The following is a 25,607-nucleotide window of genomic DNA, read 5'->3' on the forward strand; positions in this document are numbered from 1 at the left end:
CATCTCCACGCCGTACGGGGCGCCGCCCGCGACCTCGTCCAGCAGCCGGGCGATCAGCTCGGCGCCCGCGCCGCGCAGCGCCTCGGTCACCCCGCAGCCCAGCTGGCCCGCCGCCGACACGTGCGGCGGCAGCGGCGCGGCGTGCACCACCAGCAGCGGCAGGCCCCGCAGCCGGGACTCGCCGATGGCCCACGAGAGGGCGCACCGCGCCCCTGCGGAGTCGTCGACCCCCACGACCACGCGGGGACCGCCCTCCGGTCTCGCGTTCACTGTCCCTCCCGAGCCGGGCGCTGCGGATGTGTGCACTCCAGGGTGCAGGTATACCCGCTCCAGGGGAAGTGTTTCCCGGCCGTTGTGTCCGGACCCGCCGCCCGTTCACGTCCCGGACTGTGAACATGACCGGCGAATCGGGCCGAGGCCGCGCGGCCGGGCCCGCTGATCGCTCCCGGGGTCGATCCCCGGTGATCAAGGAGGGCGGGGACGTAGCCTGAGGTTCCGCGCACGTTCTGTCGGTGGCGTCGCCTACGGTCGGGAGACGGCCCAGTACGCCGCCCCAACGAAGGTGACGACCCCATGGCTGACACGATCGATCAGGAACGGGAATTCCAGCAGCAGGCCGATCCGTACCGGAGAGAGCTGCTCGCCCACTGCTACCGGATGCTCGGCTCCATCCACGACGCCGAGGACCTGGTGCAGGAGACCTACCTCCGGGCGTGGAAGTCGTACGGCGGCTTCGAGGGGCGCTCGTCCCTGCGCACGTGGCTCTACCGGATCGCGACCAACTGCTGCCTGACCGCGATCGACCAGCGCGGCCACCGGCCGCTGCCGTCCGGGCTGGGCGCGCCCAGCGACGAGCCCGAGCGCCCGGTCGTCGCCTCGCCCGAGGTGCCCTGGCTGGAGCCGGCGCCCGACGCGCTGCTGGCCGACGACCCCGCCGACCCGGCCACGATCGTCGCCTCCCGGGAGACGACCCGGCTGGCGTTCGTGGCCGCCCTCCAGCACCTGCCGCCCAACCAGCGCGTGGTGCTGATCCTGCGGGACGTGCTGAAGTGGAAGGCCGCCGAGGTGGCCGAGCTGCTGGAGATCTCCACCGCCTCGGCCAACAGCGCCCTGCAGCGCGCCCGCGCGCAGCTCCAGCAGGCCGCCCCCACCGAGGACGCCATGGTCGAGCCCACCGACCCCGGCCAGCGCGAGCTGCTCGACCGCTACGCCACCCTGTTCGAGAACGCCGACATCCAGGGCCTGGTCGAGCTGTTCAAGGAGGACGCGCTCTGGGAGATGCCGCCGTTCCCCGAATGGTTCGTCGGCCGCGAGAACATCGCCCGGCTCATCATCGCCCAGTGCGGCCCCGGGCCCGGCGACTTCCGGCTGCTGCCGGCCGCGGCCAACGGCCAGCCCGGGTTCGGCCTCTACAAGCGCGGCGAGGACGGCGACTACCACCCGTACCAGATCCAGGTGCTCGCGATCACCGGTGAGGGCGTGTCGCGCGCCTCGGTGTTCTTCGACGTGGGCCTCTTCCCGTTCTTCGGCCTGCCGGAGCGCGTCCCGGCCGGCTGACCTCCCCGTCCCGCCCGGGACCCGCTCCGCGGATCTTCCACTGGGCGGAAACCCGCGGTTCTGATCGGGGGCGACCGGTGCCAGGGTGAGGGCATCGGCGGGCGCGGCGGCGTGCCGCGGAGCGGGATGGGAGGCACATGGACAAGGTCGTGGCCTCGGCGGCGGAGGCCGTCGCCGACATCGGCGGCGGGGCCTCGCTGGCCGTCGGGGGGTTCGGGCTCTGCGGGGTTCCCGCGGTCCTGATCGGCGCCCTGTACGAGCGCGGCTCGGGAGACCTGCGGGTGGTGTCCAACAACTGCGGGCTCGACGGCCGCGGCCTGGGCCGGCTGCTGGCCGCGGGCCGGATCGCCCGGGTGATGGGCTCCTACGTCGGCGACAACAAGGAGTTCGCCCGCCAGTACCTCGCCGGCGAGCTCGAGGTCGAGCTGATGCCGCAGGGCACGCTGGCCGAGCGGATGCGCGCCGGCGGCGCCGGCATCCCCGCCTTCTACACCCCCGCGGGCGTCGGCACGATGGTCGCCGAGGGCGGCATGCCCTGGCGGTACGCGCCCGGCGGCGGCGTCGCGGTCGCCTCGCCCGCCAAGGAGGTCCGCGAGTTCGGCGGCGCCGAGTACGTCCTCGAGGAGGGCATCACCACCGACTTCGCGCTGGTCCGCGCCGCCAAGGGCGACCGGCACGGCAACCTGGTGTTCGACAAGGCCGCCCGCAACTTCAACCCGCTGTGCGCGATGGCCGGCCGGATCACCCTGGCCGAGGTCGAGGAGCTGGTCGAGCCCGGCGAGATCGACCCCGACGCCGTGCACCTGCCGGGCGTGTTCGTGCAGCGCGTGGTCGAGCTGACCCCCGAGCAGGCCGCCGACCGCCCGATCGAGAAGCGCACGACCTCCGCTTCCGCGTCTTCGACCCGAGGGACGGTGCGCGCGTAATGCCCTGGTCCAGGAACGAGATCGCCGCCCGCGCGGCGGCCGAGCTGCCCGACGGCGCGTACGTCAACCTCGGCATCGGGCTCCCGACGCTGATCCCCGGGTACGTCCCCGAGGGCCGCGAGGTCGTCCTGCACGCCGAGAACGGCGTCCTCGGCGTCGGCCCGTACCCGGCGGAGGACGAGGTCGACCCCGCCCTGATCAACGCGGGCAAGGAGACGGTCACCGTCCTGCCCGGCGCGTCCTGCTTCGACTCGTCGCTGTCGTTCGGCATGATCCGCGGCGGCCACATCGACATCGCGGTGCTGGGCGCGATGGAGGTCTCCGAGCGCGGCGACCTCGCCAACTGGTCGGTGCCCGGCAAGATGATCAAGGGCATGGGCGGGGCGATGGACCTGGTCCACGGCGCCCGCAAGGTCATCGTGGTGATGAGCCACACCAGCAAGGACGGCTCACCCAAGATCGTCAAGGAGTGCGGGCTGCCGCTGACCGGCACCGGCTGCGTCGACCGGATCATCACCGAGCTGGGCGTCCTGGACGTCACCCCGGAGGGCCTGGTGCTGGTGGAGACCGCCCCCGGCGTCACCGTCGCCGAGGTCCGCGAGCGCACCGAGCCCGCGCTGGCCGACCGTACCGACACCACCCACCCGCAGGCAGGAGCCCGGCCATGACGCACCCGCCGTACCTGTACCCCGGCTACAAGAGCACGGTGCTCCGGGCCCCCGCCCGGGAGCTGGTCATGCCCAAGCTCGGCCCCGACAGCGTCGAGCTGACCTCGCCGGTGTTCGGCCACCAGGAGCTGGGCCGGCTGGACGCCGATCTGACGAAACAGCACGCCGGCGAGCCGATGGGCGAGCGGATCATCGTCACCGGCCGGGTGCTGGACGCCTCCGGCCGCCCGGTGCGCGGCACGCTGGTGGAGATCTGGCAGGCCAACGCCTGCGGCCGGTACGTGCACCTCGGCGACCAGCACCCCGCCCCGCTCGACCCCAACTTCACCGGCGCGGGCCGCTGCCTGACCGACGACGAGGGCCGCTACCGCTTCGTCACGATCAAGCCGGGCGCGTACCCGTGGCGCAACCACCCCAACGCCTGGCGCCCCGCCCACATCCACTTCTCGGTGTTCGGCACGGCGTTCACCCAGCGCCTGGTCACCCAGATGTACTTCCCCGGCGACCCGCTGTTCGCCTACGACCCGATGATGCTGTCGATCCCGGAGCAGGAGCACCGCGACCTGCTGGTCGCCCGGCTCGACATGGACACCACCGAGCCGGAGTGGGCGCTGGGCTACCAGTGGGACATCGTGCTCGGCGACACCCCGATGGAGGACTGATGCCGGACAACGGGCTCCTGCCCACCCCCTCGCAGACCGTCGGGCCGTTCTTCCACTACGCGCTGCCCTACGCGGGCGGGCCCGAGGTCGTCCCGGCCTGGCGGCCCGAGGCGATCACGGTCCGCGGCCGGGTCCTGGACGGCGCCGGCGCCCCGGTCGGCGACGCCCTGGTCGAGATCTGGCAGGCGGACGGCACGGGCGCGGTCCCGGCCCGGCCCGGCGGCTACAAGCGGGCGGGGCACGGCTTCTCCGGCTTCGGCCGCTGCGAGACCGACGCGGCCGGCGCCTACTGGTTCAGCACCCTCAAGCCCGCCGGGATCGGCGCCGGCGCGCCGTACATCGCCGTGCTGGTCTTCGCCCGCGGGCTGCTGAAGCCGGTGCGCACCCGGCTGTACTTCCCCGAGGACGCGGCGGCGCACGGGACGGACCCGCTGCTGGCCGAGGTGCCGGCGGACCGGCGGGGTACGCTGATCGCCGAGCGTGAGGAGGACGGCGCGTACCGCTTCGACGTCCGCCTCCAGGGCGAGCGGGAGACGGTCTTCTTTGCTATCTGAGGTGTCGCCGGACGCGGGGCTGCTGTCCCCGGTCCGGGCCGGCACGGACGCCGAGGCGGCCACCGGCGACCGGGCGTGGCTGGCGGCCATGCTGGACGCCGAGACCGCGCTGGCGCGTGCCCAGGCGCGGCTCGGGATCATCCCCGGCGAGGCGGCGGAGGCGATCGCGGCCGCGGCCGACCCGGCCCGCGTCGACCTGCCGGAGCTGGCCCGCCGCGCCCGCGGGGCGGGCAACCCGGTGGTCCCGCTGGTCGGCGACCTGCGCGGGCTCGCGGGCCCGTTCGGCGAGCACGTCCACAAGGGCGCGACCAGCCAGGACATCATGGACACCGCCGCCATGATCGTCGCGAGCCGCGCCCGGCGCGGCGCCCTCGCCCACCTGGACCGGGTGCTGGCCGCGCTGGCGGAGACCGCCGCCCGGCACCGCGACACGCCGATCGCGGGCCGCACCCTCGGCCGCCAGGCCCTTCCGACGACCTTCGGGGCGAAGGCGGGGGGCTGGCTGCTGGGCGTGCTGGAGGCGCGCGACCGGCTGGCCGCCGTCCCGCTGCCCGTCCAGCTGGGCGGGGCCGCGGGCACCCTCGCCTCGTACGGGGAGCGGGGCCTGGAGCTGATGGGCGCGTACGCCGCCGAGACCGGGCTGGCCGAGCCCGCCGCGCCCTGGCACACCCGCCGCACGCCGGTCGCCGACCTCGGCGCCGCGCTGGCGCTGACCGCCGGTGCGCTGGGCAAGTTCGCCACCGACGTGGTGCTGCTCGCGCAGAGCGAGGTCGACGAGGTGGCCGAGCCCGCCGCGCCCGGCCGCGGCGGCTCGTCGGCGATGCCGCACAAGCGCAACCCGGCGATGGCCACGGTGATCCGCTCGGCCGCGCTCCAGGTGCCCGCGTACGCCCAGGTCCTGAACGCCTCGCTGGCCGCCCCGCACGAGCGGCCGGCGGGGGAGTGGCACGCCGAGTGGCAGCCGTTCCGCGAGTGCCTGCGGCTGGCCGGCGGCGCCGCCGAGACCGCCGCCGAGCTGGCCGAGGGGCTGGAGGCGGCGCCGGACCGGATGCGCGCCAACCTCGGCGGCCTGCTGGCGGTCCTGGCGGAGCACGGCGGCGACCCCGGCCCGGGCCTGGCCCCGGAACTGGCGGACCGCGCCGTGGCCGCGTACCGCCAGAGCCGCCGCCACCGGAACGGAGACCGATGATCCTGCACCACCGGCTGGACGGCCCCGAGGACGCTCCCGTCCTCGTCCTCGGCCCCTCGCTCGGCACGAGCACGGAGCTGTGGGCGCCGCAGATGGCCGCGCTCTCCGCCCGCTACCGCGTGCTGCGGTACGACCTGCCCGGCCACGGCGAGGCGCCGCCGCCCGAGCGCGGGTTCACCGTCGAGGACCTCGCCGGCGCACTCGCGGACGTGCTCGACGCCCGCGGCGTCGGCCGCGCGGCCTACGCGGGCGTGTCGCTGGGCGGCGCGGTCGGCCAGGCGTTCGCGCTGCTCGCCCCCGAGCGCCTGGCGAGCCTGGTGCTGGTCTGCACGTCGCCGCGGTTCGGCGGCCCCGAGGGCTGGCACGAGCGCGCCGCGCTGGTGCGGCGCGAGGGCACCGGGCCGCTGGCCGCGACCGCGCCGGGGCGCTGGTTCACGCCGGGCTTCGGCGGCGCCGGGCCGTACACCGACATGCTGCGCGCCACCGACCCCGACGGGTACGCCGCGTGCTGCGACGCGCTCGCGCTGTTCGACGCGACCGCGCGGCTGCCCGAGATCGCCGCCCCCACCCTGGTGATCGCCGGTGCCGGCGACCCGGCCACACCCGTCGAGGGGCACGCCGACCGGCTGGCCGCGGGGATCCCCGGCGCCCGCCTCACCGTGCTCGACGGCGCGTCCCACCTGGCCGGCGTCGAGCGCCCCGCCGCGGTCACCGAGGCGATCACCACCCACCTGGACCGGACCTGGAAGGAGACCGCCGGATGAACGAGGAGCAGCGGTACGCCGACGGCATGGCGGTGCGGCGCGAGGTGCTCGGCGACGCGCACGTCGACCGGGCCACCGCCCGCGCCGACGAGTTCACCGCCGACTTCCAGGAGATGATCACCCGGTACGCCTGGGGCGGCATCTGGACCCGGCCCGGGCTGGACCGCAGGACGCGCAGCTGCATCACGCTGACCGCGCTGGTCGCGCACGGCCACCTCGACGAGCTGGCCATGCACGTGCGGGCCGCGCGCCGCAACGGCCTGACCCGCGAGGAGATCAAAGAGGTGCTGCTGCAGACCGCCATCTATTGTGGAGTACCCGCCGCGAACTCGGCGTTCGCCGTCGCGCAGCGGGTACTGGCCGAAGAGAGTGAGGAGTAGGCCGGAGGGCATGGCGGATCCTGCGCGCCCGCCGAGCGTGGCGGGCAAGGTGATGGCGATCCTGGACGCGTTCGCGCTGGGCGGCGTCCGGCTCAACCTGAGCGAGATCTGCCGCCGCGCCGGCCTGCCCCTGGCCACCGGGCACCGCCTGGTCGGCGAGCTGGTCGGGGGCGGCTTCCTGGAGCGGGTCCCGGACGGCACGTACCGGATCGGCACCCGGCTGTGGCGGATCGGCAGCCAGGCGCCCGCGGTGACGAGCCTGCGGGAGCTGGCGCTGCCGCACATGGAGGACCTGTACGAGGCGACGCACGACAACGTGCAGCTCGCCGTGCTCCGCGACGGCCGCGCCCTGTTCGTGGAGCGGCTGCGCGGCACCCGCTCGGTGCCGGTGGTCACCCAGGTCGGGGCCACCTTGCCGCTGCACGCGACCGGCGTGGGCAAGGTGCTGCTGGCGTACGCGCCGGAGGAGGTCCTGGAGGAGGTCCTGGCCGCGGGGCTGACCCGGCACGCCGCCCGGACGATCACCGATCCGGACGAGCTGCGCGGCTCGCTGGAGCGCGTCCGGCACAACGGCTTCGCCCTGACCCGCGACGAGATGACGCTGGGCGCCGCGTCGGTGGCCGCCCCGGTCCGCGACGGCGAGGGCGCGGTCGTGGCCGCGCTGTCGCTGGTCGCCCGCACCCGCAGCGCCGACATGCGGCGGCTGCTGCCGCCGCTGACCACGGCGGCGCGGGCGCTGTCGCGCGACCTGGCCCTGCACTGGCGCGGTCCCGCGTCGTCCGGGCCGCTCCCACCGGTTTCGGGACCATCTTCCGGTGAACGGAAACTCAGCGGCTGAAGCTGCGGCGATACCCGCGACCATCGTCCTGGACCAGCGGTGGACGGAGCAGGAGGAGGCAACATGCGGACCCAGGTCGCGATCGTTGGCGGGGGCCCCGCGGGGCTGCTGCTGTCGCATCTCCTGCACCGCCAGGGGATCGACTCGGTGGTCCTGGAGAGCCGCGACCGGGCGTACGTCGAGCAGCGGCAGCGCGCGGGGATGCTGGAGCAGGGCACCACCGACGTGCTGCGCGACAGCGGCGTGGGGGAGCGGCTCGACCGCGAGGGCCTGGTCCACCACGGGCTGGAGCTGCGGTTCGGCGGCGCCGGGCACCGCGTCGCGCTGACCGAGCTGACCGGCCGGACGGTGACGGTCTACGCGCAGACCGAGATCGTCAAGGACCTGGTGGCGCGCCGGCTCGAGGACGGCGGCGACGTCCGGTTCGAGGCGAAGGTGGTGGCCATCGACCCCGCCGCGCCCAGCGTCACCTACGAGCAGGGCGGGAAGACGTACACGCTGGAGTGCGACTACATCGCCGGCTGCGACGGCTTCCACGGCGTCAGCCGCCCGGCGGTGCCGGACACGCGGACCTTCTCGCGCGAGTACCCGTTCGCCTGGCTCGGGGTGCTGGCCGACGTGCCGCCCTCCACCGACGAGCTGATCTACGCCCACCACGAGCGCGGCTTCGCGCTGCACAGCCTGCGCTCGCCCAAGGTCAGCCGGCTCTACCTCCAGGTGGCCCCGGACGAGGACCTGGGCGCCTGGCCGGACGAGCGGATCTGGTCGGAGCTGGCGGCCCGGTTCGCGACCGGCGACGGCTGGGAGCTGCGGGAGGGACCGATCACCGACCGGTCGATCACGCCGATGCGCAGCTTCGTGGCCGAGCCGATGCGGCACGACCGGCTCTTCCTGGCCGGGGATGCCGCGCACATCGTCCCGCCGACCGGCGCCAAGGGCCTCAATCTCGCGGTGTCGGACGTGACGCTGCTGGCCGAGGCGCTCACCGAGCGGTACGCCTCCGGCTCCGAGACGCTGCTGGACGGCTACTCGGCCTCCTGCCTGCGCCGGGTGTGGCGGGCCGAGCACTTCTCGTACTGGATGACGACGCTGCTGCACGCCGACCCCGGGGCCGACGACTTCGCCCGGCGGCTGCAGCGCTCGCACCTGGACTACGTGGTCTCCTCCCCGGCCGCCTCCGCCAGCCTGGCGGAGAACTACGTGGGCCTGCCGCTCGCGCACTGAGGGCGCCCGCGTTCCGCCGCGTTCCCCACGTTCCCCGGGTCCCCTGGAACCCTGACGAATCGATCGCCGTTAGCCGGGAAAAGGGCAACAAACCGGACATTCCGGTTTGGATTCCCGGAGGTGGTGCGGCATGGGCGGCGGGCGCCATGCCCGGAGCCTGCGGATCCTGGGCGTCATGCTCGCCGCGGGCCTGCTGGCGGCGGTGGGCGTCACCGCGCTGGCGGAGTGGCGCGGCGGCACCTACGACCGCAGGATCCAGCGGATCCCGGACGCGCTGCCGCACGGCTCGGACGTGCGGCCGGTCGAGGACCCCGGGCAGAACTGGCTGCTGATCGGCTCGGACCTGCGCGGCGTGCCGGCCGCCGACAAGTGGCGCCCCGGCGGCCGGGCCCGGGCGGACACGATCATGCTGCTGCACATGCCGGAGCGCGGCGGCCGGGCGTACGTGATCTCGATCCCGCGGGACCTCTGGGTGGACGTCCCCGGCCAGGAGAAATCGAAGATCAACGCCGCGTTCGCCGCCGGGGGCTCGCGGCTGCTCACCCGGACGGTCGAGGACTTCAGCGGGGTGCGGATCGACCATGTCGCCGCCGTCGACTTCGCCGGCTTCAAGGCGATGACCGACGCGCTCGGCGGCGTCGAGATCCATCTGGACCGGCCGATCCACGACCCGAGCAACGGCTGGTCCTGGCCGGCCGGGCGCAATCTGCTGGACGGCGAGGAGGCGCTGCGCTTCGTCCGCGAGCGCAAGGGCCTGTCGGGCAGCGACCTGGATCGCATCGAACGGCAGCAGGCGTTCCTGACCGCCCTGGCGGAGAAGGCCGCCGACTCCGGCACGCTCACCAGCCCGTGGAAGCTGGACGCGTTCCTGCGGGCCGCCAGCGGGTCGCTGGCGGTGGACTCGGGGACCGAGTTCGGGACGCTGCGGTCGCTGGCGGCGCGGCTGGCCCGGATCGGGCCCGAGCGCGTGTCGTTCGCGACCCTGCCGACCGGCGGCAGCGCCTGGATCGGCGACCAGAACGTGCTGCTCCCCGACCCGGAGGCGCGCGACGGCCTCTTCGAGGCGCTGCGGGAGGGCAGGCTCGACGGCCACCTGGACCGGCACGATCTGGAGACCGAGATCGACCAGGGGGACTGAGCGGCCGGCCCGCGGCGGCGCCGGCCGGCCCCGCCGCCGAGTGGCCGCTCCCGGCCGTCCGGTGGCGCCGGATATGCCATGCTGTGCGGGTGAATCGGGTTCGACGCACCCCGGTCGAGGACGCCCGCGAGGCGGGCGAGGGGCGGGCCGCGGGGCCGGCGCAGGCGATCGCCGCGGCGACCGCGCACTACCTGGACGGCGACCCGATCGACATGTCCGCGCTGGCCGCCGAGCTCGGCGTCGGCCGCGCCACCCTCTACCGCTGGGTCGGCAGCCGCGAGCAGCTGCTCGGGACCGTGCTGGCCGAGATGACCGAGCGGACCTACCACGTCGCGCTGAGCGGCGTCCGCGGCACCGGCCCGGAGCGGCTGCTGACCGTCCTCGACCGGTTCATGCGCGAGGTGGTGGACGCCGCGCCGCTCAAGGCGTTCACCGCGCGCGAGCCGCGGCTGTTCGTCCGGCTGGCCACCACCCCGGGCCCGATCGAGGAGCGCGCCATCGCGCTGCTGTGCCGCGAGCTGGAGCGCGAGATCGACCGCGGCGCGCTGCACGTCCCGCTGCCCACCCGCACCCTCGCCCAGGCGATCGTGCGGATCGCCGACTCGTTCATCTACGCGCACTACCTGGGCGGCGGCCGGCCGGAGATCGAGACGGCCCTGGAGGTCATCGAGCTCCTGCTGCGCCCCGCCGCCCCGTACCCGCCGGACGGCCCGGCACCGGGCCCCTCGGGGTCGTAGCGCGGGAACAGGAACAGCGCCCCGATCGCCAGCGCCGCCCCGCCGAGCCGCAGCACGCCCCACAGCGGATCGGCCGGCCAGTCGCCTCCGTACAGCAGGCTCCCGGCCAGCACCAGGTAGGTCTTGGCGACGATCGTGCAGACCGAGACGCAGATCGCCATCCGGCAGCGCTGCATCGCGATCATGCCCTGGCCCAGCCCCAGGGCCAGGGCGATCGCCAGCAGGTACGGGTACGGCTCGGCCAGCAGCCCCAGGCCGAACTCGCGCCCGGTGTTGAGGATGGCCAGGCCCTTGACCGCGACCTCGGCGGCGCCGAGCAGGACCCCGAAGCTCAGCCCGTACGCCACGCCCGACAGCGGGCGGGCGTGCCGGCCCTCGGGGCGGCGGTCGCCGGCCGAGAACAGCAGCAGGGGCAGCGCGATGGACGGGACCATCACGGCGAGCAGCAGCGGGGCGGGCGGCAGCGTGCCGATGTCGCCCTCGCCCGGCCGCACCGAGGCGGCGATGGTCAGCGTGGCCAGCGCGAACAGGCCGAGGGCCAGCCATTCGCGGGCGGCCAGCCGTTCCCCGAAGAACGTGACCGCCAGCCACAGCAGCAGGACCAGCGACGACGCGAACAGCGGCATCGCCGTCCCGAGCGGCAGCTCGGCGAAGGCGACGAGCTGGAGCTCCAGCCCGACCAGGAAGACCAGCATGCCGATCAGCCACACGTGGCTGCGGGCCAGCTGCCCGAGCATGCGCAGGGGACGGTCGCCGCGCAGCGGTTCCATCCGCGCTCCCGCCGCCTTGAACAGGGCGGCGCCGACGTAGTAGAGACCGACCGCCACCATGGCGGTCGTCGTGGCGTTCACTCGGTGGTGGCCTCCAGATTCCGGCACGGGGGTGTCGCGGCGCGTGTTGCGGCACCGGTCAAACGTGTCAGACATGCGAGACAATAGTGTGATCTGTCTCACTGGGAGTCTCATCGTGGTCCCGCGGACGCAGCGCGTCAAGGGGAATCCGGAACGTGTGCCCGGCCACCCGGGGACCCCGTCCCCGAACGGGAATCAACCCTCGGCGGCGGTCGCTGTACGTGAGAGGCTGCGATCACGATGCCCGTCGACGAACAGTAGGGACGGTCGGCCCGTGAGTGACATCCCCCGCCGCGCGGTGACGCGGAGCGCCAAGCTGGCGAGCCTGCCCCTCGGATTCGCCGGGCGGACGGCGCTCGGCCTCGGCAAGCGCACGTTCGGCCGGCCCGCCGAGACGGTGGCGCTCGAGGTCCAGCGGCGCACCGCCGACCAGCTCTTCCGGGTGCTCGGCGAGCTCAAGGGCGGCGCGATGAAGGTCGGCCAGCTGCTGTCGATCTTCGAGGCCGGACTGCCCGAGGAGGTCGCGGGGCCGTTCCGGGCCAGCCTCACCCGGCTGCAGGAGGCCGCGCCGCCGATGCCGGCCGCCACCATGCACGCGGTCATGGCCGAGGGGCTGGGGGAGGACTGGCGCGACCGGTTCGCCGAGTTCGACGACGAGCCCGCCGCGGCGGCGTCCATCGGGCAGGTGCACAAGGCGGTCTGGCACGACGGCCGCACGGTCGCGGTCAAGGTCCAGTACCCCGGCGCCGGGCGCGCCCTGATGAGCGACTTCAACCAGATCTCCCGGCTCAGCCGGCTGATCACGCCGCTGTTCCCCGGCGTCGAGGTCAAGCCGATGGTCGCCGACCTCAAGCGGCGGCTGGAGAAGGAGCTGGACTACGCCGACGAGGCCCGCGCCCAGGCGGCGTTCCACGACGCCTACGCCGGCGACCCCGACTTCGTCGTGCCGGCCGTGGTGGAGCGCTCGGGGAACGTGCTGGTCACCGAGTGGCTGGACGGCACGCCGCTGGCCAAGGTGATCGCCGACGGGCCGCAGGAGCTGCGCGACCGGGCCGGGCTGCTGCTGTACCGCTTCCTGCTGTCCGGCCCGGCCCGCTGCGAGATGATCCACATCGATCCGCATCCCGGCAACTTCCGGATGCTGGACGACGGCCGGCTCGGCGTCATGGACTTCGGCGGCGCCGCCCGCGTCCCGGCCGAGCTGCAGTGGGCGATCGGCCGGCTGCTGCGGATCGGCACCCTCGGCGACGGCGAGGAGATCGTCGCGGCGCTGCGCGCGGAGGGCTTCCTGGCGCCCGACGGCGACGTGGACCCCGAGGAGGTGGCCGCGCTGGTCTCGGCGCACGCGTACCCGTTCACGACCGGGCGGTTCAAGTACTCCCGCGACTTCATGCGGCAGGAGACCAGCCGCGGCATCGGCATCGCGACCGACATGCGGCCCGGCGGGCTGGGCCGGCACCTGCGGATGCCGCCGCAGTTCATGGCGGTGGCGCGGGCGCTGGCCAGCTGCGGCGGCGTGCTGTGCCAGCTGGAGGCGGAGGGGGACTTCCGCGCCGAGGCCGAGCGCTGGCTGCCCGGCTTCGCCGGCGGCGACGGCGGCGGCGACCTCACCGAGGGCGAGGCCACCGCCTGACGGGGCCCGGCGGGCCGGTCAGCGGGCCGGTCAGCGGGCCAGGGCCTCGGCCTCTTCCTCCTCGACCTTGCGGTTCCACTCCTGCTTGGACGACTGCCAGCCGTCCTCGTCGCGCCCGCGGCGCCAGTAGCCGGAGATCGACAGCTGCGACATCGGCAGCTGCCGGTCCACCCGCAGGTGCCGGCGCAGCTCCTTGACGAAGTTCGCCTCGCCGTGGACGAACGCGTGCACCTCGCCCTCGGGGAACTCCAGCGCCCGCACGGCCCGCACCAGCGCGTCCCCGACCGGGGACCCGTTGCGGTGCAGCCAGTGGATCTCCGCACCGGCCGGCGCCGTCAGCTTCTGCTCCTCCTCGGGCCCGGCCACCTCGACGAACACCTTGGCCGGCGCGCCCTCGGGGACGCGCTCCAGCGACGCCCCGATCGCCGGCAGCGCGCTCTCGTCGCCCACCAGCAGGTGCCAGCCCGCCTCGGGGTTCGGCGCGTACGCGCCGCCGGGGCCGAGGAAGCGCAGCAGATCGCCCGGCCTGGCCGCGGCCGCCCACGGCCCGGCCAGCCCCTCGTCCCCGTGGTAGACGAAGTCGATGGTCAGCTCCACCGCATCGGGGTCCCAGGCCCGCACGGTGTAGGTGCGGGTCGCGGGCCACTGCCCGCGCGGGAACTCCGCCCGGATCCGCTCCATGTCGAACGGCTCCGGGTAGGTCACGCCCGGCGGCGGGAACAGCAGCTTGACATAGTGATCGGTGTACTCGCCCGCGGGGAAGCCGGCCAGGTCCTCGCCGCCGAGCACCACCCGGATCATGTGCGGGGTGAGCTGCTCGGTGCGCAGCACCGTGCCGGTGTTCACCCGCCGGCCCTTGCGTTTCGGCTCGTCCGCCATCCGTTCCTCCGATCACACTGATCAGTCCAGCCTACTTAGGTAAGCCTAACCTGTATGTCGGGGAAATGGTCCGGGCCGGACCGGCGTTTCCCGTATTTCCGGTCCGGCCTCTGGTCCGGCCTCGGGGCGGTCGCGGCCTAGCCCCAGACCTCCTCGGCGGTCTCCACGATCAGCGCCAGCTTGGCGAGCTGCTCGTCGCGGGTCAGCTCGTTCCCCTCGACCGTCGAGGAGAACCCGCACTGCGGCGACAGGCACAGCTGGTCGAGCGGCACGTACCGGCTCGCCTCCTCGATCCTGCGCTTGAGGCCGTCCTTGCTCTCCAGCGCGCCGCTCTTGGTGGTGACCAGGCCGAGCACGACCATCTTGCCCTCGGGCACGAAGCGCAGCGGCTCGAACCCGCCCGAGCGCTCGTCGTCGAACTCCAGGAAGAACCCGTCCACGTCCAGCCCGCCGAACAGCGCCTCGGCCACGAAGTCGTACCCGCCCTCGGCCGTCCACGCCGACCGGAAGTTGCCGCGGCACATGTGCGTGGTGATCCGCATCCCCTCGGGCCGGCCGGCGATCGCGGCGTTGATCTGCTGGATGTAGCGCAGGTGCAGGTGGTCGGCGTCGTCGCCGCGCTCGGCGATCATCGCGCGCTGCTCGGGGTCGTTCAGGTAGGCCAGGCTGGTGTCGTCGAACTGCAGGTAGCGGCAGCCCGCCTCGCCGATGCGGCGCACCTGCTCGGCGTACGCGGCCGCCAGGTCCGACCAGAACTCCTCCACGTCCGGGTACACCGCCGGGTCGATCGAGGCGGGGCCGCCGCGGTAGTGCACCATGTTCGGCGACGGGACGGTCAGCTTGGGCGTCACGCCCGTCCCCGCGGTCGCGTCCCGCAGGAACGCGAAGTCGTCCCCGAAGATCGTCTCGTCCAGCCGGATCCGCTCGTGGACGCGCAGCGCGGCGCTGCTGAACTCGATGTCCCCGTTCTTCCGGTGGAACCGGACCTTGATCTTCTCGTCGGCGGGGCTGATGCCGCCCAGCCGGTAGATGAAGTCCATGTGCCACGACGTGCGGCGGAACTCGCCGTCGGTGGCCGACCGCAGCCCCGCCTCGCGCTGCAGCTCCACCACCGACCGGATCGCCTCGTCCTCGGCGCTCCGCAGCTCGGCGTCCTTGATCAGCCCGGCGGCGTGGTCCGCGCGCGCCCGCAGCAGCTCCGGGGGCCGCAGCAGGCTGCCGACGTGGTCGGCCCGGAACGGCGGCGTGTCTCGCAGGACCATGAACACTCCTTCGTGTCGCTTCTTCTCATGTCGCTCCCGCGGACCGGGAGGACAGCCGGGCCCGGACGGCCGGGACGAGGCCGCCGGGCATGAACAGCACGGCCGCGATCAGCAGCAGCGAGTAGACCGCGTAGGACAGCACGCTCGGCGCGTAGCTGGGCATGCCCTCCATCGTGCCGACGTTGTTGAGCAGCTGGATCAGCAGGACGATCGCGGTCGCGCCGGCCAGCGCGCCCCAGATCGTGCCCAGCCCGCCGACCACCGCCATCACCACGTACTCGATGGACAGCAGGATCGGGAACGAGCCGGGCGCGATGTAGCCGACGTAGTAGGCGTAGATCCCGCCCGCGAGCCCGGCGAACGCGGCCGACAGCGCGAACACCGCCAGCTTGGCCCGGCCGACCGCGACGCCCGCCGACTCGGCCGCGATCTCGCTGGTCGCCAGCGCGCGCAGCCCGCGGCCCTGCCGGGACTCGATCACGTTCCGTGCGACCAGCACCACCACCGCCAGCGCGCCCCACGTGAGGAACGCGTAGCCGCGGTCGTTCTCCAGCTCCAGCCCGCCCGCGCCGAAGCGCGGGATGCCCTGCAGCCCGATGCTGCCGCCGAGGAACTCCAGCTCGCCCGCCAGCGACAGCAGGATCAGCTGCGTCGCCAGCGTCGCGAACGCCAGGTGGTGCCCGCGCAGCCGCAGCAGCGGGATCCCGATCACCGTCGCGAACAGCGCGGCGACCACCGGCGCCGCCAGCAGCCCGAGCAGCGGCGGCAGCCCGTGCACGCTCATCAGCCCGGCGGTGTACCCGCCGACCGCGTAGAACGCCGCCTGCCCGAGCGACACCTGCCCGGCGTACCCCATGAGCAGCGACACCCCGACGGTGACCATCGCGGCCAGCCCCAGCAGGATGAACACCGACAGCTGCGCCTCGCCGAGCGTCGCCGCCAGCACCATCGTCAGCGCGAACAGCCCCGCCAGATGGGGCAGCCGGATCCCGGCCGGCTCCCCGTTCCCGCGCAGCCGCGCCAGCAGCCCCGCCATGCCGCTCATGCCGCTCATGCCGTCTCCTCCTGGAGGGCGGGCGTGCGGACCGCCTGCCAGATCATCAGGGCGAGCATCAGGCCCAGCGCCACCTCGATCTGGTACGAGGCCTTGCCGTACCCGGCGACCATCGCCTCCGCCACGCCCAGCACCAGCCCGCCGGCCAGCGCGGCGCCCGGCCGGACCAGCCCGCCGAAGATCGCGGCGGCGAAGCCGTTGACGATGAGGGTCACGTCGGAGTCGAACGAGATCGGCTGCAGCGGCGTCACCAGCACCCCGGCGATGCCGCCGAGCGCGCCGCCGAGGCCGAACGCCAGCAGGCCCATCCGCCGCGGGTCGATCCCGACGACGCGCGCCGCGTACGGGTTGGAGGCGCACGCGGTGAGGCCCTTGCCGGCGTACGTCCGGTTGAAGAACAGCGCCAGCGCCGTGAACGTCACCGCCGTGACCGCGATGACCAGCAGGTACTGCTTCTGCACGGTCGCGCCCGCGATCGTGAACGAGCCGCGCAGCCCGGGGAACGAGCGCGGCTGGTCGCCCCAGATCATGACCTCGACCGCGTACGCGAAGATGCCCACGCCGAGCGTGATGATGAGCGAGGACAGGGGGCTGGTGCCGCGCCGCCCCATCGCCAGCAGGCCGACCAGCACCCCGGCCGCCACCGCGACCAGCACGGCGGCGATCTCGGCGACCCCGTGCGGCAGCCCCGCCGACAGGAACGAGGCGGCGCTGAGCCCGGCGACGACGGCGAACATGGCCTGCGCGAAGTTGACGATCCGGGTGACCCGGTGGATCGCCACCAGCCCGCTGCCGATCAGCGCGAACCCGCACCCGACCGCCAGCCCGTTGATCAGATAACTGAGGAAATTACTCACGGGGTCTCCTGGATGGGGCCGCCGAGGTAGGCGCCCTCGACCTCGGGGCTGCGGGCCAGCTCGGCCGAGGGGCCCTCGGCGACCACGCGGCCGGCCTCCAGGACGTACGCCCGCGCGCACAGCTCGAAGGCCAGCCGGGCGTTCTGCTCGATCAGCAGCACGGCGGTGCCGCGCTCGGCGTTCAGCTCGCGCAGGTGGCGGGCCAGGTCGGCGATCACCAGGGGGGCCAGGCCGAGCGACAGCTCGTCCACCGCGATCACCTCGGGGCGGGCCATCAGCGCGCGGCCGACCGCGACCATCTGCTGCTCGCCGCCGGAGAGCGTGCCGGCCCGCCGACCGCGCAGTTTCGCGAGGCCGGGCAGCAGCTCGTACACGGGCGAGGTGTCGCGGTCCTTGCGGCCCCACGCGCCCAGCCGCAGGTTGTCCTCGACCGTCATGTCGGGGAACAGCTGGCGGCCCTCGGGCACGTGCGCGAGCCGGCCGGTGACGCGGACCGTCCCCGAGGCGGGCAGGACGATCCCCGACAGCGTGTCGACGAGGGTGGACTTGCCCGCGCCGTTCGGGCCGACGAGGGCGACCATCTCGCCGGCGCCGACGGTGAGCGACACCCGGTCCAGCGCGGTGGCCGAACCGTACCGGACGGTCAGCTCCGCCACCTCGATCACGGGCTCGATCGCGGGCCCGGTCATGGGCCCGGTCACGTGGCGACCTCTTCCCCGAGGTAGGCCGCGATCACCCGGGGGTCGGAGCGGATCCGGTCGGGGGTGCCGTCGGCGATCACCTCGCCCAGGTCCAGCACGGTGATCCGGTCGGCCAGCCGGGTCACCATCGCCACGTCGTGCTCCACCAGCATGATCGTCAGCCCGGCCCCGCGGAGCTCGCCGATGAGGTCGGCGAGGGCCTCCCGCTCGGCCGCGCGCAGCCCGGAGGCGGGCTCGTCCAGGAGCAGCAGCTCCGGGTCGGCGCACAGCGCGCGGGCCAGCTGCATCGAGCGCTGCTGGCCCAGCGGCAGCGACTCGGCCGGCCGGTCGGCCCAGTCCGCCAGCCCGACCCGCTTGAGCGCCGCGTCGGCGCGGCCGCGGATCAGGCGCTCCTCGCGGGCGTGCCCGGGCAGCCGCAGCGCGGCCGTCCAGAAGCCGGCGCGGGTGCCGGCGTGCGCGCCGACCATGACGTTCTCGCGGACGGACATCCCCCGGAACACCCGGGCCGCCTGGAACACGATCGCGATGCCGAGCGCGGCCCGGCCGTGCGCGGGCAGCCGGCCGAGCGGCCGCCCGCGGAACGAGATCGTGCCCTGGTCGGGCCGCAGGTGCCCGGCGATCAGGTTGAACAGCGTGGACTTGCCGGCGCCGTTGGGGCCGATGATCCCGCGCAGCTCGCGCCCGCCGACGCTCAGGTCGACGTCGCGGACGGCGTACACGCCGCCGAAGTGGCGGGACAGCCCGGTGATCTCGAGCACCCGCTCACCCGCCGGAGACGGTCTTGGCGAGCTGGTCCTTGGCCCAGTCGGTCGGGATGAACTGGCCGTTCTTGACGGTGTTGACGGAGATGTACTCGGGGCCCAGGCCGGAGTGGTCGGTGGGGGAGTAGCGGAACCGGCCGTTCGGGGTGACCAGGTCCATGCTTTCCAGCGCCTTCTGCACCTTCTCGCCGTCGGTGCTGTTCGCCTTCCTGAGCGCCTCGAACAGCAGCAGTGCGGCGCTGTAGCCGTCCTGCGCGAACTGCGGCGGCGCGTACCCGTGCTTCTGCTTGTACGGCCCGGCCAGCTGGTCGATGACCTGCTTCTGCGGGCCGGCCGGCAGGTGGTCGCCGACGACGCCGATCGCGCTCTGCACGGTGATGCCCTCGGACGCGGCGCCGACCGGCTTCAGCCACAGCGTGCTGGCCTGCGAGGCGGTCAGCATCAGCGGGACCTTGAGCCCGGACGCGACGTACTGCTTGGTCACCGTGACGCCGGGCGCCCCGGTCCCCCAGAACAGGAACGCCTGCGCGCCGGAGTCCCTGATCCGGGTGAAGATCGGGCTGAAGTCGCTGGTGGTGGTCTCGTACGCCTCGTCCTTGACGATCTGGACGCCGTACTTGGCGGCCATCGCGAGCGTGGACTTGTGCCCGGCGACGGCGTAGCCGCTCTTGCTGTCGTGCGCGACCGCGATCTTGGTGATCTTGCGGTGCTGGAAGTACTGGAGGTAGCGCTCGGCGTAGTCGGCCGACAGCGCGGGGGTCACGAAGACGTACGACTTGATCGGCTCGACCTGCTCGGTGGCCGGCGCCAGCGACAGGTACGGGATCTTCTCGCGCTGCGCGATCGGCTCGGCGGCCAGCGCGGAGTTGGAGAAGACCGGGCCGATGACGGCGTCCACGTCCCGCTTGATCGCGTTGAGCGCGAGCACCGCCTGGTCGGGCTGGGTCTTGTCGTCGCGGAAGACGATCTCGACCTTGCGGCCGAGCACGCCGCCCTTGGCGTTGAGCTGCTCGACGGCCAGCTCGACCGCCTTCTTGTCCTCGCTGCCCAGCGGGGCGTAGTTGCCGGTGAGCGAGACGATCAGGCCCACCTTGATCGGATCGTCGGAGCCGCCGCCGGACGAGTCCCCGCAGGCGGCGGCGAGCGAGACGGCGAGGGGGATCGCGGCCAGCGCCGCGGTACGGGGGACGGCGCGGGGAAAGCGGAGACGCACGGCCACCTCCTGGGGGGCGGGACGGCCAACCGGGCGCCTTTTGAATCTAGGCAGGCTCCCAACCCTGGTCAAGAATTTGCCCACGGTGCTCTGCACCTTCTCTCGGTAGGTCCGGATGGGGCGTTCTCGGGACTCTCACGCGGTGCCGTACTCCTCGCGCAGGGGCTGCTTGAGGAGCTTGCCGGTCGCGTTGCGGGGCAGCGCGTCGGCGAACACGACGGACTTGGGGATCTTGTATCCGGCGAGCCGCCCGGCGAGCGCGGCCAGCACGCCGTCGGCGGTCAGGCCGGAGCCGGGACGGGGCACCACGATCGCGCGGCCGACCTCGCCCCACCTGTCGTCGGGGACGCCGATGACCGCGCACTCCAGCACGTCGGGATGGGCGAGGATCACGTGCTCGACCTCGGCCGGGTAGATGTTCTCGCCACCCGAGATGATCATGTCCTTGATCCGGTCGACGATGAACGCGTAGCCGTCCTCGTCGAGCCGGGCCGCGTCGCCGCTGCGGAACCAGCCGCCGGAGAACGCCGCGGCGCTCTGCTCGGGCAACCCCCAGTAGCCGCGGAACACGTGCGGGCCGCTGACCACGACCTCGCCGGTCTCGCCGGGGCCGGCGTCGGTCATGTCCGGGCGGACCACGCGCACGTCGCTGAAGAAGTGCTGCACGCCCGCCGACCCGGCCTTGCTCTCGGCGTGCTCGGCGTCCAGGAACAGCACGCCGGGCGCGGCCTCGGTCATGCCGTACCCCTGGAGGAACGTCAGCCCGCGCTCGCCGTAGGCGGCGATCAGGGTCGGCGGGACGGGCGCGCCGCCGCAGGTGAGGATGCGCAGCGACGACAGGTCGGCGCCGGCCCAGCGCGGCGAGCGGGCCACCGCCTGGAACATCGCCGGGACGCCGAACATGAACGTCACGCCGTGCTCGGCGATCAGGTCGAAGGTGGCCTCGGGATCGAACCCGGAGGTGAGCACGCACCGGCCGCCCTTGAGCAGCACCGGCAGCGTGAGCATGTTGAGCCCGGCGGTGTGGAACAGCGGCGCCGACACCAGCGCCACCTCGTCGGCCAGCAGGTCGTGGTCGATGAGGACGTTGATCGCGTTCCAGGTGATGTTGCCGTGGGTGAGCATGGCGCCCTTGGGGCGGCCGGTGGTCCCCGACGTGTACATGATCATGCACAGGTCGTCCGGCGCCACCGGCTCGTCGATCGGGTCGCCGCCGGTGCCGCCGCCCGCGCCGTCGATCAGGTCGTCGTAGCCGCGCGCGCCCGGCCCGGTGCCGGCGAGCGAGACGAACTCGCGCACCTGCGCCTTGTAGCGGACCTCGTCCACCAGCGCGGTGTGGGCGGGCCCGTGGACGAGCACCGAGGTGCCCGAGTCGGCGAGCTGGTACGCGATCTCCGGCGCGGCCAGCCGGGTGTTGAGCGGGACGAACACCGCCCCGAGCGCCCCGGCCGCGAACAGCGTCTCCAGGAAGGACGGGTGGTTGGGGCCCAGGTAGGCGACCCGGTCGCCGCGCCGCACGCCGAGCGAGCGCAGGCCGTGCGCCAGCCGGGTGACGCGCTCGTCCAGGTCGGCGTAGGTCAGGGTGCGGCCGTCGTGGACCAGGGCGGGGCGGTGGGGGGTCTTGCGGGCCCGGCGGGCCGGCCAGGAGCCGAGTCCCTCGTTGTGCATCGATGCTCCCTAGATCAGGGGATCACGCGGCGGCGGTTGGGGGACGTACAGGGACCGATGGGGAACCGGTGGGGGAGCCCTCGGAAGTAGTGCGAAGATAGGCGTATCGGTTGCGGCAGTCAATAATCTGCCCAACATCGGCTCCGCGCCATATCCTGGTCCGCAGCCCGACCCCGCCCGCGCCCGCCAGGAGCCGATTCGTTGGAACGTCCCTTCCCCGCCGCCCGCCCCCAGTCGCTGATGCTGACGTTCCTGGGCAACTACGTGCTGCGACGCGACATCGCCGTCTTCTCGGGCAGCTTCATCGAGGTGTTCGGGAACCTCGGCGTGGGCGAGCACGCGATCCGCTCCACCCTGACCCGGATGGTCCGGCGCGGGCTGCTGGCCCGGCATCGGGAGGGCCGCCGGATGCATTTCGGCCTGACCGCGCGGTCCGAGCGCATCCTGCTGGACGGCGAGGCGCGGGTGTGGCGGCGCGGCGCGGTCAACGCCGACTGGGACGGCCGGTGGACCGTGCTGTCGTTCTCGATGCCCGAGTCGTGGCAGCGGCAGCGGCACGATCTGCGCTCCCGGCTGCTGTGGGCCGGGTTCGGCCCGCTCGGCAACGGCACCTGGATCGCGCCCTCGCGGGTCGACGTCGGCGAGGTGATCGCGCCCGGCGGGGAGGACCGCGGCCTCGGCGGGCGGGTGAAGGTCTTCCACGGCACGGCCGAGGCGCCCACCGACGTGGCCGCGATGATCGGGGACGCGTTCGACCTGGACGGGCTCAGCGCCGGCTACCGTGCGTTCCTGGCCCGCTGGGACCGGCCCGACCCGCTGCCGGACGCGCCCGACGACCTGGCCCGCTTCCTGTGGATGATGACCGAGTGGCTGGGGCTGGTCCGGGTGGACCCGCGGCTGCCGGTCGAGCACCTGCCGCCGGACTGGCCCGCGCTGCGCGCCCAGGAGGTGCTGCACGACCTGCGCGGCCGCTACGAGGCCGGCGCCCGCGCCGTCGCCGACCGGCTGATCGAGTACGTTCCGGTCGCCTGCCCGGCCGCCGCGGTGCCGGAACCGGACGGGGCGTGAGGATCCGGGGACACGGCTGACGGCCATCCCCCGACCCTGGCCAACGGACCGGCGCCGGGACGGCGACCCTTCCGCTGAACGGAAGGCCCCCGCCCCGGAGCCGCAACCGGCCACCTCCGGCCGCCCTCGGCAGGGCCCGCGCCGGCTAGAGCGGGTCGAACCGGTGCGCGGCCCAGATCCGCCGGGAGGCCGCCTCGGGGTCGGCGACGTCGGCCGGCTCGGTACCGAACACGCGCGTGATCGCGGTGTCCTCGCGGTACGCGGGCCAGCCGGGATCGCCGGTGATCGCGAACGAGGTCCAGGCGCTCCGGATCCGCTCCGACAGCTCCTCGGCCTCCGGCGGCGCGGGCTTCCCGCACAGCAGCTGCGCCATGCCCACGTCGAGGTTGCCGAAGGTCAGCGGGACGTCCAGGCCGTGGCAGGCGCCGAGGAGATCGGGCATGGCGGGGGCGGGCCAGGCCAGCTCGTACGCGTAGGCCGTGCCGCCCGCCGCGGCCTGCGCCGTGGCCAGGTGCGCGCTGGGCATCCGGAACAGCCAGTCCGAGCAGAGCAGGGCGTACAGGTCGTCGACCCCGGCGCCGGGGTGCTCGGCGCGGTACGCCTTCTCGCCGCCGGGCGGCGCGAGCGCGTCCATCGCGGCGGCCAGATCGTCCTCGGACAGCTTCCCGAACCGGGAGCCCATCGCCATGAACAGCCGGTACTCGTCCCGGGTGAAGCCGGTGACGAGCTCGACGCCGCGGGCCGCGCCGGCCGCGACCGCCGCCCACGGCGTCTCCGGCAGGGTCTCGCCGTCGACCACGGGCGAGTACGGGACGGCGGTGGCCGCGACGGGCCCCCACCTGGCGAAGTCGTCGCGCATCCGCCCGATGAACGCGTCGGCCGCCGGGAAGAGCGCCTCGGGCGGCACCTCGGCCAGGTCCGCGGCCGTCGCGGTGCGGCCGATCCCGGCGGCGATGGCGGTGCCGACGCGCCGCGCGTAGCCGGGGGAGAAGAACGTGCCCGGGACGCTCTGCGCGATGGCGCGGGTGAACAGGCCCCGCGCGGCCGGCATCGCCAGCAGCGCGGCGATCGACCCCGCGCCCGCCGACTCGCCGAACACCGTCACCCGGTCCGGGTCGCCGCCGAACGCCGCGATGTTGTCGTGGACCCAGCGCAGTGCGGCGATCTGGTCGAGGTGGGCGCGGTTGGACGGCGCCCCCTCCAACTCGCCGAAGCCCTCCATGCCGACGCGGTAGTTGAACGTCACCACGACGGCGCCCGCCGACGCGAGCTTCGCCCCGTCGTAGTCGGGCTGGCTCGACGACCCCAGCATGTAGGCGCCGCCGTACAGCCAGACCATGACGGGCAGGCCGGAGCCGCCCGGGTCCGGCGTCCAGACGTTCACGGTCAGGCAGTCCAGGCCCTCGTCGGGCGTCCACGACGGGGCGCCGAACGTCCCGCCGGACTGCGGCGGCCGCGGGCCGTAGGCGTCCGCCTCGCGCGTCCCGTCCCAGCGCTCCGGCGGCCGCGGCGCCTGGAACCGGTTCGGGCCGAACGGCTCGCGCGCGTACGGGATGCCCTTGAACACGGCGAGCGCGCCGCGCGCCCGGCCGCGCACCCGCCCCGCCGTGGTCTCCGCCGTGGGCTCGGTCATGGGGGCCTCCGTCTCGGGTCCGTCTCGGGCTCCGCCTCGGCTCCGTGGTCCGGAGCCGTGGGGGCGCGGGGTTCAGGACGTGCGGGTCCGGGCCACCGCGGCGGCCACCGCGCGGAACGCGGTGTCGGTCTCATCCTCGCCCACGACCGTCGCGAGCGTCGACTTCACGATCACCACGTCGTGCTCGGGCGAGACCCAGATCTTCTGCCCGCCGAGCCCGCTGGCCTCGAACTCGCCGTCCTCGCCGAGCCACCACTGGAAGCCGTACCCGTCGTTGAACGGCGCGGACGGCCGGGTCGACTCCTTCACCCACGCCTCCGGGACGACCTGGCGCCCGTTCGCCCTGCCGCCGCGCAGGTACAGCAGCCCGAAGCGGGCGAAGTCGCGGTCGGTGGCGTAGTAGCAGCAGTACGCCATGTTGTTGCCGTTGGAGTCGTTGCCGAGGTAGACGGTCGACTCCATGCCGCCGGGCCGCCAGATCCTCTCCTCGACGTACCGGTGGTACGGGGTGCCGGTGGCGCGGGCGACCAGCCAGCCGAGCACGAAGGTGTTCATCGAGGTGTACTCGAACCGGCTGCCGGGCTCCCACCCGCGCTTCTGCTGCGCGGCCATCCGGGGCAGCGGCGCGCCGAGGCTGGCGGCCACGTGCACGGGCGGCACGTTGACGGCCTCCTCCCAGGCGATGCCGGACGACATGCGCAGCAGGTCGCGGATGGACACGCCCTCGTAGCCGGAGCCGTTCAGCTCGGGCAGGTACGCGGTCACCGGCTCGTCGATGGAGCGGATGCGGCCCTCGTCCAGGGCGATGCCGACCGCGGCCGAGGTGAACGACTTGGCCATCGACCAGGACTGGAAGCGGGTGTCGCGGGCGGCGAACGAGTAGCGCTCGAAGACGATGTCCTGGCCGGCCCGGGCGTCCAGGACGACGAAGCCCTGCGTGCCGGTGATCGCGAGGTACTCGTCCAGGGTGCGCTCGCGGCCGTCGTGGGTGTAGGTGACGTCGAGGTCGCGCGGCGCGTACCGCAGCGGGACGGGGTCGGCGGACGGGCGGACCAGGTCGAACCCGGCCGGGGCCTGGCGGGTGACCGACGCGGGCGGCGGGGACGGCGGCACCGGGTCCGCGTGCGCGGCGGGGACGGCGGGCGCGGACAGCAGTACCGCCGTGGCGGTGACGGCTCCCGCGGCGAGGGTGCGGCGGCGCAGGGGGTGGCGGCGCAGGGGGCGGCGCATGGGGGACCTCCCGGGGCGAGGATGATCATGCCGGTGCACAGATGGTCCACGCGGCGCGACGCAAAGTAAATGGGGGTGTGCAACGTTCCGGGGGTCGGAGTGTGTGGCCAGGCACACGTCCGCCAAAACTAATTTACTGGTGAAACACTTGCTAAGCTTT

The 25,607-nt window shown here is 74.0% G+C and carries 26 protein-coding genes; 14 read left to right on the top strand and 12 right to left on the bottom strand.

The window, feature by feature from the left end; translation table 11 throughout:
- The coding region (locus AB0881_RS36445; protein ID WP_366624637.1) for a universal stress protein at window positions 1-270 on the bottom strand (270 nt) is incomplete at its 3' end.
- 303 nt (window positions 271-573) lie between these two features.
- Between AB0881_RS36445 and AB0881_RS36450 the strand changes: the two genes are divergently transcribed.
- The 12 genes from AB0881_RS36450 (at window position 574) to AB0881_RS36505 (ending at window position 10,637) form a co-directional block, all read left to right on the top strand.
- Window positions 574-1,557: a sigma-70 family RNA polymerase sigma factor gene (locus AB0881_RS36450; RefSeq protein WP_366624639.1), complete on the top strand. Its 984-nt coding sequence runs from the start codon at window positions 574-576 to the stop codon at window positions 1,555-1,557.
- Between the two features lie 137 nt (window positions 1,558-1,694).
- Window positions 1,695-2,483: a CoA transferase subunit A gene (locus AB0881_RS36455; protein ID WP_366624641.1), complete on the top strand. Its 789-nt coding sequence runs from the start codon at window positions 1,695-1,697 to the stop codon at window positions 2,481-2,483.
- Window positions 2,483-3,151 (top strand): CoA transferase subunit B, encoded by a 669-nt coding sequence (locus tag AB0881_RS36460; protein ID WP_366624643.1) that lies wholly within the window; start codon window positions 2,483-2,485, stop codon window positions 3,149-3,151. The genes AB0881_RS36455 and AB0881_RS36460 overlap by 1 nt, the downstream gene beginning before the upstream one ends.
- On the top strand, window positions 3,148-3,813 hold the full coding sequence (pcaH, locus tag AB0881_RS36465) for a protocatechuate 3,4-dioxygenase subunit beta (RefSeq protein ID WP_366624645.1): 666 nt from the start codon (window positions 3,148-3,150) through the stop codon (window positions 3,811-3,813). The genes AB0881_RS36460 and pcaH overlap by 4 nt, the downstream gene beginning before the upstream one ends.
- Window positions 3,813-4,367, top strand: a complete 555-nt coding sequence (gene pcaG, locus AB0881_RS36470; RefSeq protein WP_366624646.1) for a protocatechuate 3,4-dioxygenase subunit alpha — start codon at window positions 3,813-3,815, stop codon at window positions 4,365-4,367. The genes pcaH and pcaG overlap by 1 nt, the downstream gene beginning before the upstream one ends.
- Window position 4,368: 1 nt before the next feature.
- Complete coding sequence (pcaB, locus tag AB0881_RS36475) at window positions 4,369-5,556, top strand: 3-carboxy-cis,cis-muconate cycloisomerase (protein ID WP_366624648.1); 1,188 nt, start codon at window positions 4,369-4,371, stop codon at window positions 5,554-5,556.
- The gene (gene pcaD / locus AB0881_RS36480; RefSeq protein WP_366624650.1) at window positions 5,553-6,320 is read left to right on the top strand and encodes a 3-oxoadipate enol-lactonase; all 768 of its coding nucleotides are present in this window, start codon (window positions 5,553-5,555) and stop codon (window positions 6,318-6,320) included. Before pcaB ends, pcaD begins: the two co-directional genes overlap by 4 nt.
- Window positions 6,317-6,700, top strand: a complete 384-nt coding sequence (gene pcaC, locus AB0881_RS36485; protein ID WP_366624651.1) for a 4-carboxymuconolactone decarboxylase — start codon at window positions 6,317-6,319, stop codon at window positions 6,698-6,700. The genes pcaD and pcaC overlap by 4 nt, the downstream gene beginning before the upstream one ends.
- 10 nt (window positions 6,701-6,710) lie before the next feature.
- The gene (locus AB0881_RS36490) at window positions 6,711-7,538 is read left to right on the top strand and encodes an IclR family transcriptional regulator (protein WP_366624653.1); all 828 of its coding nucleotides are present in this window, start codon (window positions 6,711-6,713) and stop codon (window positions 7,536-7,538) included.
- A gap of 63 nt (window positions 7,539-7,601) precedes the next feature.
- Window positions 7,602-8,762: a 4-hydroxybenzoate 3-monooxygenase gene (locus tag AB0881_RS36495; RefSeq protein ID WP_366624655.1), complete on the top strand. Its 1,161-nt coding sequence runs from the start codon at window positions 7,602-7,604 to the stop codon at window positions 8,760-8,762.
- A gap of 130 nt (window positions 8,763-8,892) precedes the next feature.
- Window positions 8,893-9,900, top strand: a complete 1,008-nt coding sequence (locus tag AB0881_RS36500; protein WP_366624657.1) for an LCP family protein — start codon at window positions 8,893-8,895, stop codon at window positions 9,898-9,900.
- A gap of 89 nt (window positions 9,901-9,989) precedes the next feature.
- Entirely contained in the window at window positions 9,990-10,637 is a 648-nt protein-coding gene (locus tag AB0881_RS36505; RefSeq protein ID WP_366624659.1) for a QsdR family transcriptional regulator, read from the top strand.
- On the opposite strand, the gene AB0881_RS36510 is transcribed toward AB0881_RS36505, so the two are convergent.
- Window positions 10,520-11,488, bottom strand: coding sequence for a hypothetical protein (locus AB0881_RS36510; RefSeq protein WP_366624661.1), 969 nt, complete (start codon window positions 11,486-11,488; stop codon window positions 10,520-10,522). The two genes, AB0881_RS36505 and AB0881_RS36510, sit on opposite strands and share 118 nt — an antisense overlap.
- A gap of 274 nt (window positions 11,489-11,762) precedes the next feature.
- On the opposite strand from AB0881_RS36510, the gene AB0881_RS36515 reads away from it, so the two are divergent.
- A complete protein-coding gene (locus AB0881_RS36515; protein ID WP_366624663.1) occupies window positions 11,763-13,121 on the top strand; it encodes an AarF/ABC1/UbiB kinase family protein in 1,359 nt (452 codons plus the stop codon).
- A 30-nt stretch (window positions 13,122-13,151) separates the two neighbouring features.
- Here the strand turns inward: AB0881_RS36515 and AB0881_RS36520 are convergent, their stop codons facing one another.
- The 8 genes from AB0881_RS36520 to AB0881_RS36555 all read right to left on the bottom strand — a co-directional run bounded on the left by AB0881_RS36520 (window position 13,152) and on the right by AB0881_RS36555 (window position 21,516).
- Window positions 13,152-14,000, bottom strand: a complete 849-nt coding sequence (locus tag AB0881_RS36520) for a siderophore-interacting protein (RefSeq protein WP_366624665.1) — start codon at window positions 13,998-14,000, stop codon at window positions 13,152-13,154.
- A gap of 137 nt (window positions 14,001-14,137) precedes the next feature.
- Window positions 14,138-15,262 (bottom strand): 5-methyltetrahydropteroyltriglutamate--homocysteine S-methyltransferase, encoded by a 1,125-nt coding sequence (locus AB0881_RS36525; RefSeq protein ID WP_366624667.1) that lies wholly within the window; start codon window positions 15,260-15,262, stop codon window positions 14,138-14,140.
- Window positions 15,263-15,287: 25 nt separating this feature from the next.
- A complete protein-coding gene (locus AB0881_RS36530; protein WP_366624669.1) occupies window positions 15,288-16,316 on the bottom strand; it encodes a branched-chain amino acid ABC transporter permease in 1,029 nt (342 codons plus the stop codon).
- Window positions 16,313-17,173, bottom strand: a complete 861-nt coding sequence (locus AB0881_RS36535) for a branched-chain amino acid ABC transporter permease (RefSeq protein ID WP_366624671.1) — start codon at window positions 17,171-17,173, stop codon at window positions 16,313-16,315. Before AB0881_RS36535 ends, AB0881_RS36530 begins: the two co-directional genes overlap by 4 nt.
- A complete protein-coding gene (locus AB0881_RS36540; protein WP_366624673.1) occupies window positions 17,170-17,874 on the bottom strand; it encodes an ABC transporter ATP-binding protein in 705 nt (234 codons plus the stop codon). Before AB0881_RS36540 ends, AB0881_RS36535 begins: the two co-directional genes overlap by 4 nt.
- Window positions 17,871-18,632, bottom strand: coding sequence for an ABC transporter ATP-binding protein (locus AB0881_RS36545; protein ID WP_366624675.1), 762 nt, complete (start codon window positions 18,630-18,632; stop codon window positions 17,871-17,873). Before AB0881_RS36545 ends, AB0881_RS36540 begins: the two co-directional genes overlap by 4 nt.
- A gap of 4 nt (window positions 18,633-18,636) precedes the next feature.
- Window positions 18,637-19,848: an ABC transporter substrate-binding protein gene (locus AB0881_RS36550; RefSeq protein WP_366624677.1), complete on the bottom strand. Its 1,212-nt coding sequence runs from the start codon at window positions 19,846-19,848 to the stop codon at window positions 18,637-18,639.
- Between the two features lie 135 nt (window positions 19,849-19,983).
- Window positions 19,984-21,516, bottom strand: coding sequence for a long-chain fatty acid--CoA ligase (locus AB0881_RS36555; protein ID WP_366624679.1), 1,533 nt, complete (start codon window positions 21,514-21,516; stop codon window positions 19,984-19,986).
- A 201-nt stretch (window positions 21,517-21,717) separates the two neighbouring features.
- Here AB0881_RS36555 and AB0881_RS36560 point away from each other — a divergent pair, with 201 nt between their 5' ends.
- Window positions 21,718-22,584 (top strand): PaaX family transcriptional regulator C-terminal domain-containing protein, encoded by an 867-nt coding sequence (locus tag AB0881_RS36560; RefSeq protein ID WP_366624681.1) that lies wholly within the window; start codon window positions 21,718-21,720, stop codon window positions 22,582-22,584.
- 145 nt (window positions 22,585-22,729) lie between these two features.
- On the opposite strand, the gene AB0881_RS36565 is transcribed toward AB0881_RS36560, so the two are convergent.
- Both AB0881_RS36565 and AB0881_RS36570 read right to left on the bottom strand, forming a co-directional pair.
- Entirely contained in the window at window positions 22,730-24,217 is a 1,488-nt protein-coding gene (locus tag AB0881_RS36565) for a carboxylesterase family protein (protein ID WP_366624683.1), read from the bottom strand.
- Between the two features lie 72 nt (window positions 24,218-24,289).
- The gene (locus AB0881_RS36570; RefSeq protein ID WP_366624685.1) at window positions 24,290-25,447 is read right to left on the bottom strand and encodes a serine hydrolase domain-containing protein; all 1,158 of its coding nucleotides are present in this window, start codon (window positions 25,445-25,447) and stop codon (window positions 24,290-24,292) included.
- Window positions 25,448-25,607 lie beyond the last annotated feature (160 nt).

Source organism: Spirillospora sp. NPDC029432 (assembly GCF_040703975.1).
Taxonomy (GTDB): Bacteria; Actinomycetota; Actinomycetes; order Streptosporangiales; family Streptosporangiaceae; genus Spirillospora.